General features: G+C 59.6%; 15 protein-coding genes and 1 other RNA gene. 13 read left to right on the forward strand and 3 right to left on the reverse strand.

Going from position 1 to position 16,792, the window contains the following annotated elements; all coding sequences use genetic code 11:
• The first annotated feature begins 28 nt into the window (after window positions 1-28).
• Window positions 29-505, forward strand: a complete 477-nt coding sequence (locus tag ACSQ83_RS17585; RefSeq protein WP_414949454.1) for a nitrate reductase associated protein — start codon at window positions 29-31, stop codon at window positions 503-505.
• Between the two features lie 311 nt (window positions 506-816).
• Window positions 817-4,020 carry a sensor domain-containing protein gene (locus tag ACSQ83_RS17590; protein WP_436229010.1) on the forward strand — a complete coding sequence of 1,068 codons (3,204 nt, stop codon included), beginning with the start codon at window positions 817-819 and terminating at the stop codon, window positions 4,018-4,020.
• On the opposite strand, the gene ACSQ83_RS17595 is transcribed toward ACSQ83_RS17590, so the two are convergent.
• Window positions 3,966-4,361, reverse strand: coding sequence for an acyl-CoA thioesterase (locus tag ACSQ83_RS17595; protein ID WP_165086138.1), 396 nt, complete (start codon window positions 4,359-4,361; stop codon window positions 3,966-3,968). The two genes, ACSQ83_RS17590 and ACSQ83_RS17595, sit on opposite strands and share 55 nt — an antisense overlap.
• Window positions 4,362-4,656: 295 nt before the next feature.
• On the opposite strand from ACSQ83_RS17595, the gene ACSQ83_RS17600 reads away from it, so the two are divergent.
• The 7 genes from ACSQ83_RS17600 to ACSQ83_RS17630 all read left to right on the forward strand — a co-directional run bounded on the left by ACSQ83_RS17600 (window position 4,657) and on the right by ACSQ83_RS17630 (window position 12,424).
• Window positions 4,657-6,552, forward strand: a complete 1,896-nt coding sequence (locus tag ACSQ83_RS17600) for an ABCB family ABC transporter ATP-binding protein/permease (protein WP_436229011.1) — start codon at window positions 4,657-4,659, stop codon at window positions 6,550-6,552.
• Between the two features lie 84 nt (window positions 6,553-6,636).
• Complete coding sequence (locus ACSQ83_RS17605; protein ID WP_436229012.1) at window positions 6,637-7,605, forward strand: LysR family transcriptional regulator; 969 nt, start codon at window positions 6,637-6,639, stop codon at window positions 7,603-7,605.
• 109 nt (window positions 7,606-7,714) lie between these two features.
• Complete coding sequence (locus ACSQ83_RS17610; protein ID WP_436229013.1) at window positions 7,715-9,037, forward strand: Glu/Leu/Phe/Val family dehydrogenase; 1,323 nt, start codon at window positions 7,715-7,717, stop codon at window positions 9,035-9,037.
• 284 nt (window positions 9,038-9,321) lie between these two features.
• The gene (locus ACSQ83_RS17615) at window positions 9,322-10,215 is read left to right on the forward strand and encodes a glutamate/aspartate ABC transporter substrate-binding protein (protein ID WP_414969044.1); all 894 of its coding nucleotides are present in this window, start codon (window positions 9,322-9,324) and stop codon (window positions 10,213-10,215) included.
• A 69-nt stretch (window positions 10,216-10,284) separates the two neighbouring features.
• Entirely contained in the window at window positions 10,285-11,025 is a 741-nt protein-coding gene (locus tag ACSQ83_RS17620; RefSeq protein ID WP_414949445.1) for an amino acid ABC transporter permease, read from the forward strand.
• Window positions 11,025-11,702, forward strand: coding sequence for a glutamate/aspartate ABC transporter permease GltK (gene gltK / locus ACSQ83_RS17625; protein WP_414949443.1), 678 nt, complete (start codon window positions 11,025-11,027; stop codon window positions 11,700-11,702). Before ACSQ83_RS17620 ends, gltK begins: the two co-directional genes overlap by 1 nt.
• Entirely contained in the window at window positions 11,699-12,424 is a 726-nt protein-coding gene (locus tag ACSQ83_RS17630) for an amino acid ABC transporter ATP-binding protein (protein ID WP_299718117.1), read from the forward strand. The genes gltK and ACSQ83_RS17630 overlap by 4 nt, the downstream gene beginning before the upstream one ends.
• A gap of 149 nt (window positions 12,425-12,573) precedes the next feature.
• On the opposite strand, the gene ACSQ83_RS17635 is transcribed toward ACSQ83_RS17630, so the two are convergent.
• Together ACSQ83_RS17635 and ACSQ83_RS17640 are read right to left on the reverse strand one after the other, a co-directional pair.
• Complete coding sequence (locus ACSQ83_RS17635; RefSeq protein ID WP_436229014.1) at window positions 12,574-12,927, reverse strand: YegP family protein; 354 nt, start codon at window positions 12,925-12,927, stop codon at window positions 12,574-12,576.
• Between the two features lie 71 nt (window positions 12,928-12,998).
• Window positions 12,999-13,901 carry a class II glutamine amidotransferase gene (locus tag ACSQ83_RS17640; protein WP_436229015.1) on the reverse strand — a complete coding sequence of 301 codons (903 nt, stop codon included), beginning with the start codon at window positions 13,899-13,901 and terminating at the stop codon, window positions 12,999-13,001.
• A gap of 108 nt (window positions 13,902-14,009) precedes the next feature.
• Between ACSQ83_RS17640 and ACSQ83_RS17645 the strand changes: the two genes are divergently transcribed.
• The 4 genes from ACSQ83_RS17645 (at window position 14,010) to rnpB (ending at window position 16,757) form a co-directional block, all read left to right on the forward strand.
• Complete coding sequence (locus ACSQ83_RS17645) at window positions 14,010-14,297, forward strand: hypothetical protein (RefSeq protein WP_436229016.1); 288 nt, start codon at window positions 14,010-14,012, stop codon at window positions 14,295-14,297.
• Window positions 14,260-15,342: a dihydroorotase gene (gene pyrC / locus ACSQ83_RS17650; protein ID WP_436229017.1), complete on the forward strand. Its 1,083-nt coding sequence runs from the start codon at window positions 14,260-14,262 to the stop codon at window positions 15,340-15,342. Before ACSQ83_RS17645 ends, pyrC begins: the two co-directional genes overlap by 38 nt.
• Window positions 15,343-15,485: 143 nt before the next feature.
• Complete coding sequence (locus ACSQ83_RS17655; RefSeq protein WP_436229024.1) at window positions 15,486-16,280, forward strand: DUF3025 domain-containing protein; 795 nt, start codon at window positions 15,486-15,488, stop codon at window positions 16,278-16,280.
• A 59-nt stretch (window positions 16,281-16,339) separates the two neighbouring features.
• An RNA gene (gene rnpB, locus ACSQ83_RS17660) (RNase P RNA component class A) lies at window positions 16,340-16,757 on the forward strand.
• The last annotated feature ends 35 nt before the right edge of the window (window positions 16,758-16,792 follow it).

Below are 16,792 nucleotides of genomic sequence, written 5' to 3' on the forward strand. Positions count from 1 at the left end.
CTGTCCAATCACGCCAACGAGGCACCTCATGGCACTTTACGACGCTCCGCGCCTGTTCGGATTCGAACTGGAGTCGACTGAGAATCTGAGCTTTATTCCGCTCGTCGTGCGCTTTAACCTGGACCGCTTCGGCCGGATCATTTCGCTCGATCAGTGGAGACGACTGCCGTACAGCGACCGGGAACTGCTCGCGCGCTTTCCGGTTGAAGACGACGCCGCGATCGAACCCAATTTCGACCAGGCGCTTGCCGAGATGCTGCGAACGCACGCCGACGCGAAGCCGGAGACCTTCGAACCCGATAGCGATCCAATCTGGGCGCATACCGACGTCGTGCCTGAAACCGTGATTCGCCAAAGCAGTTTGTGCGGGATCAACTCGCCGAGTCTTGGCCGGTGGTCGGAGCTGTCGCGGTTCCAGCGTTACGCGCTGGCGAAGTTATCGCGTAAGGCCGATGTCAACCACGACTTCGTTCCGGCGATGCGGGAGTTCGGTCTCGCCGACTAAAAGCTTCGTTGAGCATGTGGGGCTGCCTGTGGTGAAAACCGACCGGCTGCTTTCCGCGTGCGTGAACCGGATCCCCGGCGAGCGGGTCCGGTCGAGGCTTGCGCTGCGCCCCAAACCTGACAAACCTGTCAAACGCGCCACGTGTTTCGCTTGCGCCACGCACGCGAAACCCCTCAAAACCGCGTCTTTTAAGCGTCCACCCTAAATTCCCCCGAACGCCTGCCGATAATTAGCCATCGATACACGGAAATCGATGCGAAGACGTGCCCCCGTCTTCCCGGCCCCGCCGCCCGGACGGCGATCGAACCCACATGAACTCATTCTTTTCCCGCCGCTTGTTGGTGAACCTGGCCGTCGTACTGATCGCCATGGGGGCGAACGCGTTCGTTGCCTACCAGCAAATCGATCGCCAAAGCGATGCGGACGCGCGCACGGGGCGCTCACTCAACCTGATGCGCGACCTGGACGCGTATCGCAGCGCCCTGGGTGAAATCCTCCCGGAAATAAGCTGGTACGAGGCAAGCGGGGTACTCACACCAGTCGATGTGCGCGAGACGCGTACAGAGCATATCAACGCGTTGGAAAGCGGTCTGCGGGCCCAGATCGATTACGAACCCGACATGAAAGGCGCGTTCTACCTGCTCGGCGAAAGCGCGCGCATCGCGAAACGCGACGCTCAATCGGCGTTCGAACGCGCCGCCATAGACCAACCCGGCGGGTCCCGCGGCTGGGCCGAGCAAGCGGTCCGCCGTCTCACCGAAGACCAGCAATCACTCGATGTCGAACTGACGGTCCTGCGTGCAAGGGAAGCCGATTCGCTCGCGGTGGCGCTCAATGAATCCGCGCTGGCGTCCAGCCGCGCGGTGATCCTGCTGATCCTGACCATGCTCGCCGGCGGCGCCGCGCTGATCTACACCTTCGCGCGCCACGAGAAATCGGCGCGCGACAAGCTGCGGATTGCCCGGGCGATGCAACGCAGCAACGAACGTTTCCGCGATCTGTTCGACGCGCATCCGGTGCCCATGTGGATTGTCGAAGCCGCGACGTATCGCTTCGTGGCGGTGAATCCGGCCGCGCTCGCGCATTACGGCTACAACGAACTCGAATTCATGTCGATGAGCGTGCGCGACCTGCACGCCGACGACGACTTCGACCGGTTCGCCACCGTTCTCGCACGCCACGCAGGCATGCCCGTCGGCAATCAGCCGCGACAGACGGGCGCACAACGGCCGGCGAGTGTCTGGCGGCACAAGCGTCGCGACGGTACGCCGGTGAGCGCTGACATCTCGTCACACGGGCTGACCTATTCGGGGCATCCGGGCATTTTCATGCTCGCCAACGATGTCACCGACCGTATCAATGCCGAGACCGAGGCACGGCGTTCGAAGCAGATGCTGGAATCGCTTATCGACAATATTCCACAGCGGATCTTCTGGAAGGATCGGGACTCGCGTTATCTGGGCTGCAATTCCGCGTTTGCCCGCGATGCCGATCTCACCAGCAAAGAACAGGTCGTTGGCATGACCGACGCCGATCTGCCCTGGTGGCGCTCGGCCGCGCAACTTCGTGAGGATGACTGCCGGGTTATCGCGACGGGCGAGCCGCTGATGAACCTGGAATGCGACGTCGAGCGCGACAGCGAAGTGCGCGCGTCGATCACCAGCAAGATGCCGCTGCTCGACGGGGCGGGGCGGATTATCGGCGTGCTGGGTTCGTACGATGACACGACCGAGCGCAAGCGCGCTGAACTGGCGCTGCGCCTGCAAAGCCGTGCGCTCGATGCCTGCGTGAACGCCGTGCTCATTACTGGCACGAGCGCCACGGGCAACGTGATCGAATATGCAAATCCGGCGTTCAAACGCATTACGGGTTACGACCCGGCGGACATTGTGGGCCGCGATTGCCGGTTCCTCCAGCGCGACGATCTCGACCAGGAAGGCCTTGAAGCAATCCGCACGGGTCTGGCCGCGAACCGAGAAGCGAGCGCGGTGCTGCGCAATTATCGTAAGGATGGCGTGCTGTTCTGGAATCAGCTGTTCATCGCGCCCGTGCCGGATGCGCAGGGCCGCACGACGCATCACGTCGGCGTAATTAACGATGTCACCGAAGTGGTCCGTTATCAGGAGCAGCTCGAATATCAGGCTAACTACGACCCGCTGACGCGGCTGCCCAACCGCAATCTGCTGCGTAACCGGCTACAAGACGCGATTGACCGGGCGCGTCAGGAGGGGAGCTCGCTGGCCGTAGTTTTCGTCGATCTCGATGGCTTCAAGAACGTCAACGATAGCCTTGGCCACAGCGTAGGTGACCGCTTGCTCGCGGTGGTCGCCGAGCGGCTGGCGCGTTGCGGGCGCACCGGCGATACGGTCGCGCGCCACGGCGGCGACGAGTTCGTGATCGTGCTTCCCGACATGGCCTGCGAAAGCGCGCTGATCGCCTGGATGGAGCGCGTGCGGACCGCCATTTCGGACCCCGTATGGCTCGATGGCACGGAGATGTATGTCGGCTGCAGCATGGGAGCGAGCCTGTTCCCGCAAGATGGCGATGACGCTGAAACCGTGCTCAAGAAAGCCGATATCGCGATGTATCGAGCGAAGGACATGGGGCGCAACACGTATCAGTTCTATCAGCCCGAAATGAATGCGAGCGTGGGGGCGCGGATGGATGTCGAACGGCGTTTGCGGCGGGCGTTGCGCGACGCCGAATTCCTGCTGCACTACCAGCCGCAAGTCGATCTGAGCACCGGCGAGATTGTCGGCATGGAAGCGCTCGTGCGCTGGATGGACCCGGAGTTCGGGCTGGTCTCGCCGGGCGCATTTATTCCGGTGGCCGAAGAATGCGGGCTGATTGGGCCGTTGTCGGAGTGGGTGCTGCGCGAGGCGTGCCGGCAAAACAAGGCGTGGCAGGATGAAGGATTGCCGCCGGCGCGGATGTCGGTGAATCTGTCGGCGCGGCAATTCCAGCAACGCGATATCCGCGTTCTCGTGACATCCGTGCTGGCGGAAACGGGGCTTGCGCCGCATTACCTGGAAATCGAGCTCACCGAGAGCGCGATCATGCACAACGGGGAAGACACCGTGACCACGTTGTCGGAGCTGGCGGCGCTTGGCATCAGCATTGCCATCGACGATTTCGGGACCGGGTATTCAAGCCTCAGCTACCTGAAGCGCTTCCCGGTGGACCGGTTGAAGATTGATCGCTCGTTCGTTGCGGATATCGGCTCGCCGGGCGGCAATGAAACGATTACTTCAGCGATCATCGCGCTTGCTCACTCGCTTGAGTTGCGGGTGATCGCGGAGGGCGTGGAGACGGCGGCGCAACTGGACTTTCTCGTTGCCCGCGATTGCGACGAGATGCAGGGATTTTTCTTCTCGCAGCCGCTGCCGGCGAGCGACATTCCCGCGATGCTGCTGAACAGCCGGGCCACCCTGCAACTCGATGTGCGCGAGAGTCCAGCCGGTCAGTCGAGCGCGGGCAGTGCGCGCGGACGGCGGTCGCTGTCGGTGGCCACGTAGGTCAGCGTGGCTTCCGTCACCTTCACCACGTCTTCGGTCAGGCTCATGCGCTGTGCATAGACCTCGACCGATACCGTCACCGACGTATTGCCGGTCTTCACAATATCCGTATAAAAGCTCAGCAAATCGCCGACGAACACCGGTTGTTTGAACACGAACGAATTCACCGAAATGGTCGCCACGCGGCCATTCGCGCGCCGGCTGGCAGGGATCGATCCGGCGATGTCCACCTGCGCCATGATCCAGCCGCCGAAGACATCGCCGTGGACGTTGGCATCGGACGGTTGCGGCACTACGCGCAGCGCGACCGGTTTGTTGGGGAGTTGCAGGGATTGGGTCACGAGCGGATTTCCATGAAAGAGTGACGGGATGCCAGCGGGTCAGCGCGCCGTGGCACCTTCTGCGACAATGCAGGATTAAACGATGTTGCTGGCGCTCGGGCGAGTCTAGGTCTTTCACCCCGTTCCAGCGTGTTTTTACGGCGTCTATCGAGTGGCTTACCGAGCATTCCCGATGCCGGGAAACATCGAATTGTACGGGAAAGCCCGCATTTTGAGACGGGCGCCCGCCCCGCGATACCTCGCTCGTCCGAGCCCGTTTTTTAATGCGGCGCGGACCTCTGCAGACCTTGAATCCATGCGCCGCAATTCTCCTTCCGAACCGGTTCCCGTCGCCAAAGGCCCGCGCAACGACTGGCAGACCGTTCTCTCGCTGCTGCCGTACCTGACCACGTACAAATGGCGCGTTGGTTTCGCGCTGACATGCCTGATCGGCGCGAAAGTCGCGAATCTGGGCGTGCCGATCGTGATGAAAAAGGTCATCGACAGCCTCAGTTCCATCCAGCACCTGACCGCGCTCGGACGCGCGCAGGATTCCGCTGCGATCATCCTGGTGAGTGGCGTGGGTTTGCTGGTCGTGGCGTATGCGGTCGTGCGCCTGTCTACGTCGTTATTCACCGAATTGCGGGAAATGCTGTTCGCGAAAGTCACGGAAAGCGCGGTGCGGCAACTCGCGTTGAAAGTGTTCCGGCATTTGCATTCGCTCTCGCTGCGGTTTCATCTCGACCGGCAGACGGGGGGAATGTCGCGGGACATTGAACGCGGCACGCGCGGCATTCAGCAACTCGTTTCGTATTCGCTCTACAGCATCCTGCCGACGCTCGTTGAAGTCGGCCTCGTGCTCGGATTTTTTGTTGCGAAATACGAGGCGTATTACGCGATCGTCACGCTGATTGCACTGGTAACGTATATCGTTTTCACGATCAAGCTCACCGAATGGCGCACGCACTTCCGCCGCACGATGAACGAGCTCGACTCGAAGGCGAATTCGCGTGCCATCGATTCATTGTTGAACTACGAAACCGTGAAGTATTTCGGCAATGAAGAGTGGGAAGCACAGCGTTACGATGAAAACCTGCGGCGCTATCGGACGGCTGCTATTCGTTCGCAGCGTTCGCTTTCGGTGCTTAACTTTGGGCAGCAATTCATCATTGGCACGGGGCTTGTATTTATTCTTTGGCGCGCAACGCAGGGCGTGATTGCCGGGCATCTGACGCTCGGCGATCTCGTGCTGATCAACACGTTCATGCTGCAGTTGTATATCCCGCTGAATTTTTTGGGCGTGGTGTATCGCGAGCTCAAGCAGAGTCTCACCGACATGGACCGCATGTTCACCTTGCTCGGCGCCGGGCGTGAAGTGCCGGATGTGCCGAACGCGCCGCCGCTGATCGCAAAGGGCGCTGAGGTCCGGTTCGAGAACGTGAGTTTTTCGTATGAGCGCGCGCGGCCAATCCTGCATGGCGTGGACTTTACGATTCGCGCCGGGACCACGACGGCGGTTGTCGGCCATAGCGGTTCGGGCAAATCGACGCTTGGCCGTCTGCTGTTTCGTTTCTACGATCTCGACCGCGAGCAAGGCGGGAGGATTTTGCTGGATGGCCAGGATATCCGCGATGTCGCGCAGGATTCGCTGCGTGCGGCGATTGGTATCGTGCCGCAGGATACGGTGCTCTTCAACGATTCGATCTACTACAACATTGCGTACGGTCGGCCTTCGGCTTCACGCGATGAAGTGATCGCGGCGGCGCGGGCAGCGCATATTCATGAGTTCATCGAAAGTCTGCCGGCCGGGTATGAGACGCCGGTGGGTGAGCGCGGGTTGAAGTTATCGGGCGGAGAGAAACAGCGCGTGGCAATCGCGCGGACGTTGTTGAAGAACCCGCCGCTTCTCATCTTCGATGAAGCCACGTCCGCTCTCGACTCAAAATCCGAACGCGCGATTCAGCATGAGCTGGATCTGATCGCGCAGGAACGGACGACGTTGATCATTGCGCATCGGTTGTCGACGGTCGTGCATGCGCAGCAGATTATCGTGATGGATCACGGGCGGATCGTGGAGCGCGGTACGCACGCGGAACTGGTGCGAGCCGGTGGACTGTTTGCGCAGATGTGGGCGTTGCAGCAGCAGAAGGCAGCGGAGCCGGAAGAGGGTGGGAGCGACGCGGTGGAAGTGGGCGAGTCGGCACGGGCTTGAAACGTCGCGGCGAAGTCCTCGCGAGCACAACGGTAAAATGCGGACTTGTTCAGGGAGCATCCCCAATCAGGCCGAAGGAGCCGCATGGAACTGAAATGGCTCGAAGATTTCGTCTCGCTGGCGGAGACGCGCAGTTTTAGCCGCTCGGCTGAACTGCGGCACATTACGCAGCCGGCTTTCTCGCGCCGGATTCAGGCGCTCGAAGCGTGGCTGGGCACGGATCTTATCGACCGCTCGGTGTATCCGACTCGTCTCACGCAAGCCGGTCAGGTCTTCTACGAGCAGGCGCTCGCGATGCTTTCGCAGTTCCACGAAGCGCGCACGCTATTGCGCGGGCAGACCGGCGTGCCCGATGCGACCATCGACTTCGCGGTTCCCCACACGCTCTCGCTGACCTATTTCCCGCGCTGGCTTCACCACATAGAAGCGCGGCTTGGGCGCATCAACACGCGTTTGCGCGCGCTGAACGTGCACGACGCCGTGTTATCTCTAGTGGAAGGCGGCTGCGACCTCGTGATGGGTTATCACCATCCGAGCCATCCGATGGCGCTCGATCCTGCCCGTTACGACATGCTCACGCTCGGCACCGAACCCATCAGCCCGTTCTCATCGGTGAACAAGGGGGGCCGCGCGCGCTACACGTTGCCCGCTACCGCCGATGCCCCCACGCCGTATCTCTCGTACACCCCTAACGCTTATCTCGGTCGCATGACGGAGGTGATCATCGCGACATCGGCGGCACGTCTTTATCTCGACAAGGTTTATGAAACCGACATGGCCGAAGGTCTCAAAGCGATGGCGCTGGCCGGTCACGGCGTCGCTTTCCTGCCGCACAGCGCGGTGGCTAACGAGGTCGAGGAAGGCCGCTTGATCCGGCTCGATCGGGGAACGCGCGGCACGCCGGCAGGTCAGTTCACGCTCACGATGGAAATCCGTTTGTACCGGGACAAAATGGCATCGAAGGGAGACGATCCGCGGCAAGCCCTCATGCGTAATCTTTGGGAAGCGGTGGGCGAGGAGGTATCGAGGCCTGTGGAAACCCAATCTACATAAGCCTTCCAGCCGTTATGCAAGATAAACATAACGCAATGATGAAACGGCATTGGATTTCAATAAGCGAATTTTCGACAATGAAGCCATTCCACATAACGCTGGGGTTTCGATGTCATCGCCGCAACAAGACCGCACCGCTTCTGCTGTTCCCGTCGTTCAACACGCCATTCCCTCCTACCTCGATTCCACGCACCTTGGCCCTTGGGGCAACTATCTCCAGCAGGTTGATCGCGTGGCGCCGTATCTCGGCTCGCTGTCGCGCTGGATTGAAACTCTCAAGCGCCCGAAGCGCATTCTGATCGTCGATTGCCCTATCGAGCTCGATAACGGCACGGTTACGCACTTCGAAGGTTATCGGGTCCAGCACAACATGTCGCGCGGTCCGGGCAAGGGTGGCGTGCGCTATCACCAGGACGTTACGCTTTCCGAAGTAATGGCGTTGTCGGCGTGGATGTCCGTGAAGAACGCGGCCGTGAACGTGCCGTACGGCGGCGCAAAGGGCGGTATCCGCGTCGATCCGCGCACGTTGTCGCGGGGTGAACTCGAGCGCCTGACACGCCGATACACCAGCGAAATCGGCATCATCATTGGACCGAACCAGGACATTCCCGCGCCCGATGTCAACACGAACGAGCAGATCATGGCGTGGATGATGGACACGTACTCCATGAATATGGGCCAGACGGCGACCGGCGTTGTGACCGGCAAGCCGATCTCGCTCGGCGGTTCACTCGGGCGTAAAGAAGCAACCGGCCGTGGCGTGTTTGTCGTTGGCTCGGAAGCAGCACGCCGGATTGGCTTCGATATTGAAGGCGCGCGTATCGCCGTGCAGGGTTTCGGTAACGTCGGCGGGATCGCTGCACGCTTGTTCCAGGAAGCCGGCGCGAAAGTGGTTGCGGTCCAGGATCACACTGGCTCGTTATACAAGTCGTCAGGTATCGATGCAGTCGCATTGTTCGAGCACGTCGGCAAGCACGGTGGCGTGGCGGGTTTTGAAGGCGCGGACCCGGTATCGAAGGACGAGTTCTGGACCATTGAAAGCGACATCCTGATTCCGGCCGCACTCGAAGGCCAGATCACAGAAGAGAACGCGCCGAAGATCAAGACGAAGATTGTCGTGGAAGGCGCCAACGGCCCGACCACCACGGCAGCCGACGACATTCTCCATGACAAGGGTATTCTCGTGATCCCCGACGTGGTCGCGAATGCGGGCGGTGTGACGGTGTCGTACTTCGAATGGGTGCAGGACTTCTCGAGCTTCTTCTGGACCGAAGACGAAATCAACCAGAGACTCGAACGCGTGATGCGCGAAGCCTTCGCGGCCGTGTGGCAAGTGGCGAGCGAACATTCGGTTTCCGTGCGTACGGCGGCGTTCATTGTCGCGTGTACGCGGATTCTGCAAGCGCGCGAAATGCGTGGCCTGTATCCGTGATTTCAGGCATCAAAAACGTTTGCGAGCGCACGCTTTCATGAAACCGCGCTAACGCGAAAAGCATCAAGACGCCCGGCGGCGTCCTTCGGGACGCCGCCGGGCTTTTCGCGTGAAAAGACCAAGAAAATTAGGGCAGAACCAGCGTCAATTGAAAGTGCTGAAAACCCCCGCTCAGCCACACATTAAAGCGGGTGTCTCAAAAATAACAACTGTGGACAACATTCATTCTTTCAAATTTATTACCCTGCTAAAATTGCGCCGTTTTCGCCAAGGAGATCAAAATTATGAAGATTAAAAAAGCTGCGCTGCTGCTTGCTGCGCTGGGACTTTTCGCATCGGGCGCGCAAGCGCAAAACAACGATACGCTCAAGAAAATCAAGGATTCAGGGAACATTTACCTGGGTTTCCGCGAGTCGTCGATTCCATTCTCGTATTACGACGACAAGCAACAGGTCATCGGCTATTCGTATGAGTTTGCTTTGAAGGTGGTCGACGCCGTCAAGGCAAAGCTCAACATGCCGAACCTGAAGATTCAACAGAAGTCGGTGACCTCGCAAAACCGCTTGCTGCTCGTGACGGGTAACCAGATCGACCTCGAGTGCGGATCGACGACGAACAACCTCGAACGTCAGCAACAAGTTGCTTTCTCGAACACCATCTTCGTGATCAGCACGCGCCTGATGACCAAGAAGGATTCGGGGGTCAAGGACTTCGACGACCTCAAGGGCAAGACCGTTGTAACGACTGCTGGAACCACGTCCGAACGCCTGCTTCGCAAGATGAACCAGGACAAGAACATGGGCATGAACATCATCAGCGCAAAGGATCACGGCGACTCGTTTTTGACGTTGTCGACGGGACGCGCTGTTGCGTTCATGATGGACGACGCGTTGCTGGCCGGCGAACGTGCAAAGTCGAGCAACCCGCAGGATTTCGTGATCGTGGGCACGCCGCAATCGCGTGAAGCTTATGGCTGCATGCTGCGCAAGAACGATCCGGAGTTCAAGAAGGTAGTCGATGACGCTATCGCCAAGGTCGAAACCTCGGGCGAAGGCGACAAGATCTACAAGAAGTGGTTTGAAAGTCCGATTCCGCCGAAGGGTCTTAACCTGAACTTCCCGGAAAGCGATGACATGAAGGCGCTTTTCAAGAACCCGAACGACAAGGCAATCGATTAATCTCGGTTCTACTTGATTGATGGAAACGGAAGGAGCACTGCTTCTTCCGTTTTCTTTTGGAGGGAGTCCATGTCCTACCACTGGAATTGGGGCGTTTTCCTAAGCCCTGTCTCGACCGGCGAGCCCACCACCTATCTCGGCTGGCTCATTTCCGGTTTCTGGGTGACCGTTACCGTGTCGCTCGCGTCCTGGATCGTGGCGCTCGTCGTCGGCTCGTTGTTCGGCATTCTTCGCACTGTGCCGAACCGCAAGCTGGCTGCCATCGGCACGGTGTATGTCGCCATCTTTCGTAATATCCCGCTGCTTGTGCAATTCTTCATCTGGTATCTCGTGATACCGGAATTGCTGCCGCCATCCATTGGTAACTGGTTCAAGCAGTTGCCTCCGAACGCGCAGTTCTATTCGTCATCCATCATCTGCCTCGGGTTGTTCACCGGAGCACGCGTGTGCGAGCAAGTGCGCTCGGGCATTGCGGCCTTGCCGCGCGGACAGCGCGCCGCCGGTCTCGCCATGGGTTTCACCGAATGGCAGACCTACCGGTACATTTTGATGCCGGTTGCGTATCGCATCATCGTGCCGCCGCTCACGTCGGAATTTTTGAACGTGTTCAAGAACTCGGCGGTGGCGTCGACCATCGGTTTGCTCGAATTATCGGCGCAGGCACGGCAACTCGTCGATTACACCGCGCAGTCGTATGAGTCGTTTATCGCCGTGACGCTTGCCTACATGCTGATCAATCTGATCGTCATGCAACTCATGAAAGTGGTCGAAGCCAAGACTCGGCTGCCCGGCTACATTGGAGGCAAGTGATGCATCATTTCAATTGGAGCAGTGTGTTGAGTTCGCTGCCTACGCTCTGGACCGGCGCCATCATCACGTTCAAGATCACGCTGCTCGCGCTCGTGTTCGGCATTCTCTGGGGCACCGTGCTGGCGCTGTTGCGCCTCTCGGGCATCAAGCCGCTCGAATGGTTCGCGAAGGGCTATGTCACGCTGTTCCGTTCGATTCCGCTCGTGATGGTGCTGCTGTGGTTCTTTTTGATCGTGCCGCAATTCCTGCAGAATGTGCTGGGGTTATCGCCTGAAATCGATATCCGTTTAGCCTCCGCCATGGTCGCGTTCTCGTTGTTTGAGGCCGCGTATTATTCGGAGATCATCCGTGCCGGCATTCAGGCAGTGTCGCGCGGGCAGGTGAACGCGGCGTTCGCGCTCGGCATGACGTACACGCAGTCCATGAGGCTGATCGTGCTGCCGCAGGCGTTTCGCGCCATGGTGCCGCTGCTGCTCACGCAGGCTATCGTGTTGTTCCAGGATACGTCGCTGGTGTATGTGATCAGCCTCGCGGACTTTTTCCGCACGGCAACGAATGTGGGCGATCGCGACGGTACGACCGTCGAAATGGTGTTGTTCGCCGGCGCTTGTTATTTCGTGGTGTGCCTGGTCGCATCCGGTCTCGTCAAAAGTCTTCAGAAAAAGGTCGCTCGATGATCTCACTCAAGAATGTTTCGAAATGGTATGGCCCGTTTCAAGTGCTCACCGATTGCACGACGGAAGTCAAAAAAGGCGAAGTAGTGGTGGTGTGCGGTCCGTCGGGCTCGGGTAAGTCGACGCTGATCAAGACCGTGAACGGACTCGAGCCGTTCCAGAAGGGCGAGATCACGATCAATGGTCAATCGATCGGCGACAAGAAGACCAACCTGTCGAAGCTGCGCGCGAAAGTCGGCATGGTGTTCCAGCACTTCGAACTGTTTCCGCATCTGACGATCGTGCAGAACCTGACGCTCGCGCAGATCAAGGTGCTGGGACGCTCGAAGGACGAAGCAACGGCGAAGGGATTGAAGCTGCTGGAGCGCGTGGGACTTTCCACGCACGCCGATAAATTCCCCGGTCAGCTCTCCGGCGGGCAGCAGCAACGGGTGGCGATTGCGCGGGCGTTATCGATGGACCCGATTGCCATGCTCTTCGATGAACCCACGTCCGCGCTCGATCCGGAAATGATCAACGAAGTGCTCGACGTAATGGTCGAACTGGCGCAGGAAGGCATGACCATGATGTGCGTCACGCACGAAATGGGCTTTGCGAAGAAGGTCGCGCATCGCGTGATCTTCATGGACAAGGGCTTCATTGTGGAAGACGACAAGAAGGACGCGTTCTTCGAGAATCCAAAGTCGGATCGGGCGAAAGACTTCTTGGCGAAGATCTTGCACTGATTGCTTGACGCGGGTTTTGGTTCGGTTAGCGCTGCCTGACCGGCTAACCCGCCGCGTTGTTTCCATTGTTTTCAAGAAGCACGCGAGGAAAAAATGGCCGTTCCGGCGTGAGCTGGAAAGGCCATTTTTTTTGTCTTCGTAGTCCAGCGTCACTCGCTGGTTGACGCTGCCTTCGTGTTGTCTTGTGTCACTGCATCGGGCGCATTTTTCTTCAGCGATTCAATCCCGGCATCTCTCGCCGCTGCGCTGCTGTACGCCTCGCTGACGCCAATAATTTCGTGATTGCCAGCCTTCAGGTTGAAATAAGGCGCGCCGCTTTTATCCGTCTTGCGCTCGTACCTTTCGTCGATCAGCGCATTCGCCTTGACAGACGCAATGCCATGTTCGGCCGACGCACGCGTCACATACGTTTCGCTCTTGAGGATCGGTTCGCCGTTGGCTGTCCGCAGGTTGAAATAGAACTGGCCGTTGCGGGCACGGTCGATGACGAATTTTCCTGACATTGCATGAGCTCCCTGGAGAGTGGAACAAGCGTGAGTTCAGGTGATCCTTCTGCCGCGAAACTACTCTCGATTCATTCGATACCTAGTTCGGTCTCCACATCCGCCGTCGTCTCGATAGTCTCAACCCGCAGCACCGATTCAACGCAAACCTTGCACAGCGGCTCGCGCGCTTTCTCCGCGACATCCGCCGGCACCGGCACATTGACCGTCTTGAGCAACGCGCCGTGCTGGAACAACGCGAGATCGCCGGGTGCGAAGCGCGTCCAGATTTCGTCGTCGGTAAGCGGCGACGTGGCGATCACCGCGACGCGATCTTCCGGCGTGGTGTATTTCGCGAAATCGATCGACATGTCGGCGTCGATCAAATGCGCCGTGGAGAACGGCCAACTGCGCACGAGGTAATACAGATGCGTGGAGCAATGCGTGAACAGCGCCTGGCCGTTCGACATCAGGAAATTGAATACGCCGAATTGCGTAATTTCGCGCGTGAGCCGCTCAAGCGCCGCGAACAGTTCGTCCAGCGGCGGCTGGCAGCCCGGGAATTCGCGTCGCAGGCCTTGCAGCAAGGCGCAGAATGCCAGCTCGCTGTCCGTGGTGCCGACCGGTTGATATTGTCCGTTCAGGCGGGGCTTGTAGTCTTGCAGGTCACCGTTGTGCGCGAAAATCCAGTGCCGTCCCCACAACTCGCGCATGAACGGATGGCAGTTTTCCAGCAGGATGTGCCCTTGCGTCGCCTTGCGGATATGCGCAATTGTGTTCTTCGATTTAATCGGATATCGCTTCACCATTTCGGCGAGCGGTGAACTGGCCGACGACTGGTGATCGATGAAAAGGCGGCACGCCTTGTCCTCGAAGAACGCAATGCCCCAGCCGTCCGCGTGATGGTCGGTAACGCCGCCACGCGCCGCGAAACCGGTGAACGAGAAGGTCACGTCCGTTGGTTCCGCGCAGTTCATTCCGAGAAGTTGGCACATTGCTGAGGCTGCAGACAGACTGGGTGAATGGAGCTAACCGTTACAATACGGCTTAACCAAAGCATAGCACCGACGAAACCGCCAAAAAATCGCGGCTTTCGACTGTAGATGGCATCGTTGTGGAATTTCCACGGTACGCGTCAGCTGGCGGGAGAAAAACTGACCGATTGGGAGGGGTGCTTTGCTGTCAGCTTCATTAAGCGCGCATTCTCGGCGCATGATTCAGTGATTCGTTCGCGCCGCGTGCCGGTGCCTCATTCACGCTTGCGTTTCCCGTCCGTGTTCATGCTTTTTGGTTTCGCGGCCGTCACTGTCCCTGCGTTTCCGTCATCCGATTATTTTCATCGCCATCACGCCAATGTCCGCTTCCACGCCTGCTTCCGCCTCTACCATTGACTCCGTTGACTCGATCACGCTTGCGCGTCCCGACGATTGGCATTTGCACGTACGCGACGGCGCGGTGCTTGCGGCCGTGCTGCCGCATACGGCACGGCAGTTCGGCCGCGCGATCATCATGCCGAACCTGCGACCGCCGGTGACAACGACCGACATGGCGGCAGCGTATCGCGGGCGCATTCTGGCGGCGTTGCCCAAAGACGGCCCGGGTGCGCGTTTCGAGCCGTTGATGACGCTTTATCTCACCGACAACACGCCGCCCGACGAAATTCGCCGCGCCCGCGAGAGCGGTTTTGTCCATGGCGTGAAGCTTTATCCGGCGGGCGCAACGACCAATTCGGATGCAGGCGTGACGAGCATCGCGAAGTGCGCGAAAACGCTGGAAGCGATGCAAAAGCATGACTTGCCGCTGCTCGTGCACGGTGAAGTGACAGACCCGGCTATCGACATGTTCGATCGCGAGAAGGTGTTTATCGATCGGGTGATGACGCCGTTGCGCAGCGATTTTCCCGCGCTGAAGGTCGTGTTCGAGCACATCACGACGAAAGACGCTGTTGATTACGTCCGCGATGCCGACGGCCCGACCGGCGCCACGCTGACCGCGCATCATCTGCTGTACAACCGCAATGCATTGTTTGTGGGCGGAATCCGGCCGCATTACTACTGCTTGCCGGTGCTCAAGCGCGAGACGCATCGGGTGGCGCTGCTCGCTGCGGCGACCTCGGGCAATCCGCGTTTTTTCCTCGGCACCGACAGCGCGCCGCATGCGAAGGGCTTGAAGGAGCACGCGTGCGGATGTGCCGGTTGCTACACGGCGCTGCACGCGCTGGAGCTCTACACGCAAGCCTTCGATCAAGCCGGCGCGCTTGATCGCCTTGAAGGTTTCGCGAGTTTCCACGGCGCAGACTTTTATGGTTTGCCGCGCTCGAAAGAGAGCGTGACGCTGCGTCGCGAACCCTGGACGCTCCCAGCGGAATTCATGGCGGGCGATGATGAAATCGTGCCGCTGGGCGGCGGTGAATCGATTGGCTGGCGCATGGAGTGACGGTTGCCGGGGCACGCTCGGGGCTTTGAGCGAAACCCCGTGCCTCTTGAGCTACTCGTATGTCCGATCGTGAAAATTCACTGAAGCCTGACAGCGCGGAAACGGCATCGCCGTCAACCGATACCCTCGCCGCGCAGCGCTTTATGGATATCGATTGGTCAAGTCCGTGGCTTGCGCCGCTAGCCGAACGTGGCGAGCGCTGGCGTCGGGCCGCGCTCACTAGCTACTCAGCCTATCTGTCGACTCTTAACGTCGATGCACACGCCGACCCGCGCGTGACCGGACGTGGCGAGCCGCTTTCGTTCATCGCTCAGGACAAACTGCCGACGGGTGCCTCGTACGAAGGGCATATTGCCGAGACGGGCTGCGTGCCCACGCGCTACAACTTGCACGATTTCTTCAATGGCTCAATGTGGTTCCAGTATCCGCGCATCAAGGCGGCGTTGAACGCCCGTCAGGCTGCGGAAATCGATGTGCTCGGCATCGGTCCCACAAGAGGCGCAGCGCGTGATGCCCTGACGCTCTTCGATGAAAACGCGATCCTCTTTGCCTGTGCAGACGCTTCGCTGGCCGCAGCACTTCGAGCCTTCGAATGGCGCACGTTGCTGGTCGACCAACGCGCCGCCTGGGGCTTTCGATGCGAGGCGCGCATCTTCGGCCACGCGCTTTTGGAAAAGCTGGTTGCGCCTTACAAGGCATGCACGGGACACGCCTGGATCGTGGAAGTAGAGCCCGCTTATTTCTCCGCCACCGATACCGGCCGCCGCGCGATCCTCGACCACGCAGTAGCTGAACAGCTTAAGAACGAAGCCATTTCCAGCCGATGCTTCACGCCGCTACCGGTGCTGGGCGTGCCGGGCTGGTGGCCTGTAAACGAAGCCGCGTCTTTCTACGATGACCCTCAGGTCTTTCGATCCGGCCGCCGGTTGCGGGCTTAGCATGTGCAAGTGCCCAACCGTGAGGCCGCGGCACCCCCCCATGCTAAAATCATCGGCGCAAAGTAGGCCAGGCAGTCGCGGCTGATCCGGTTTCGGCCGGAGAGGGCGAGGAAAGTCCGGACTCCACCAGGCAGGGTGATGGCTAACGGCCATCCGTGGCGACACGCGGAACAGGGCAACAGAAAGCAAACCGCCGATGGCCCCGGGCGCAAGTTCGGGGATCAGGTAAGGGTGAAACGGTGCGGTAAGAGCGCACCGCGGCTGCTGCAAGGCAGACCGGCAAGGTAACCTCCACCCGGAGCAATTCCAAATAGGCAGGCGCGCATCCTCGTGATGCAGGACGGTGCCTCCGTCTCGTCTGCGGGTAGGGAGCTTGAGCGCGCCAGTAATGGCGCGACTAGAGGAATGGCTGCCACGCGCGTTACGCTTTCGGGCGTGAGGCGTGCACAGAATCCGGCTTATCGGCCTGCTTTGTGAGATTCAAAAAGAAAGCCGGCGTCACTGATGACGTC

Source organism: Caballeronia sp. LjRoot29 (assembly GCF_964252755.1).
Lineage (GTDB): Bacteria > Pseudomonadota > Gammaproteobacteria > Burkholderiales > Burkholderiaceae > Caballeronia.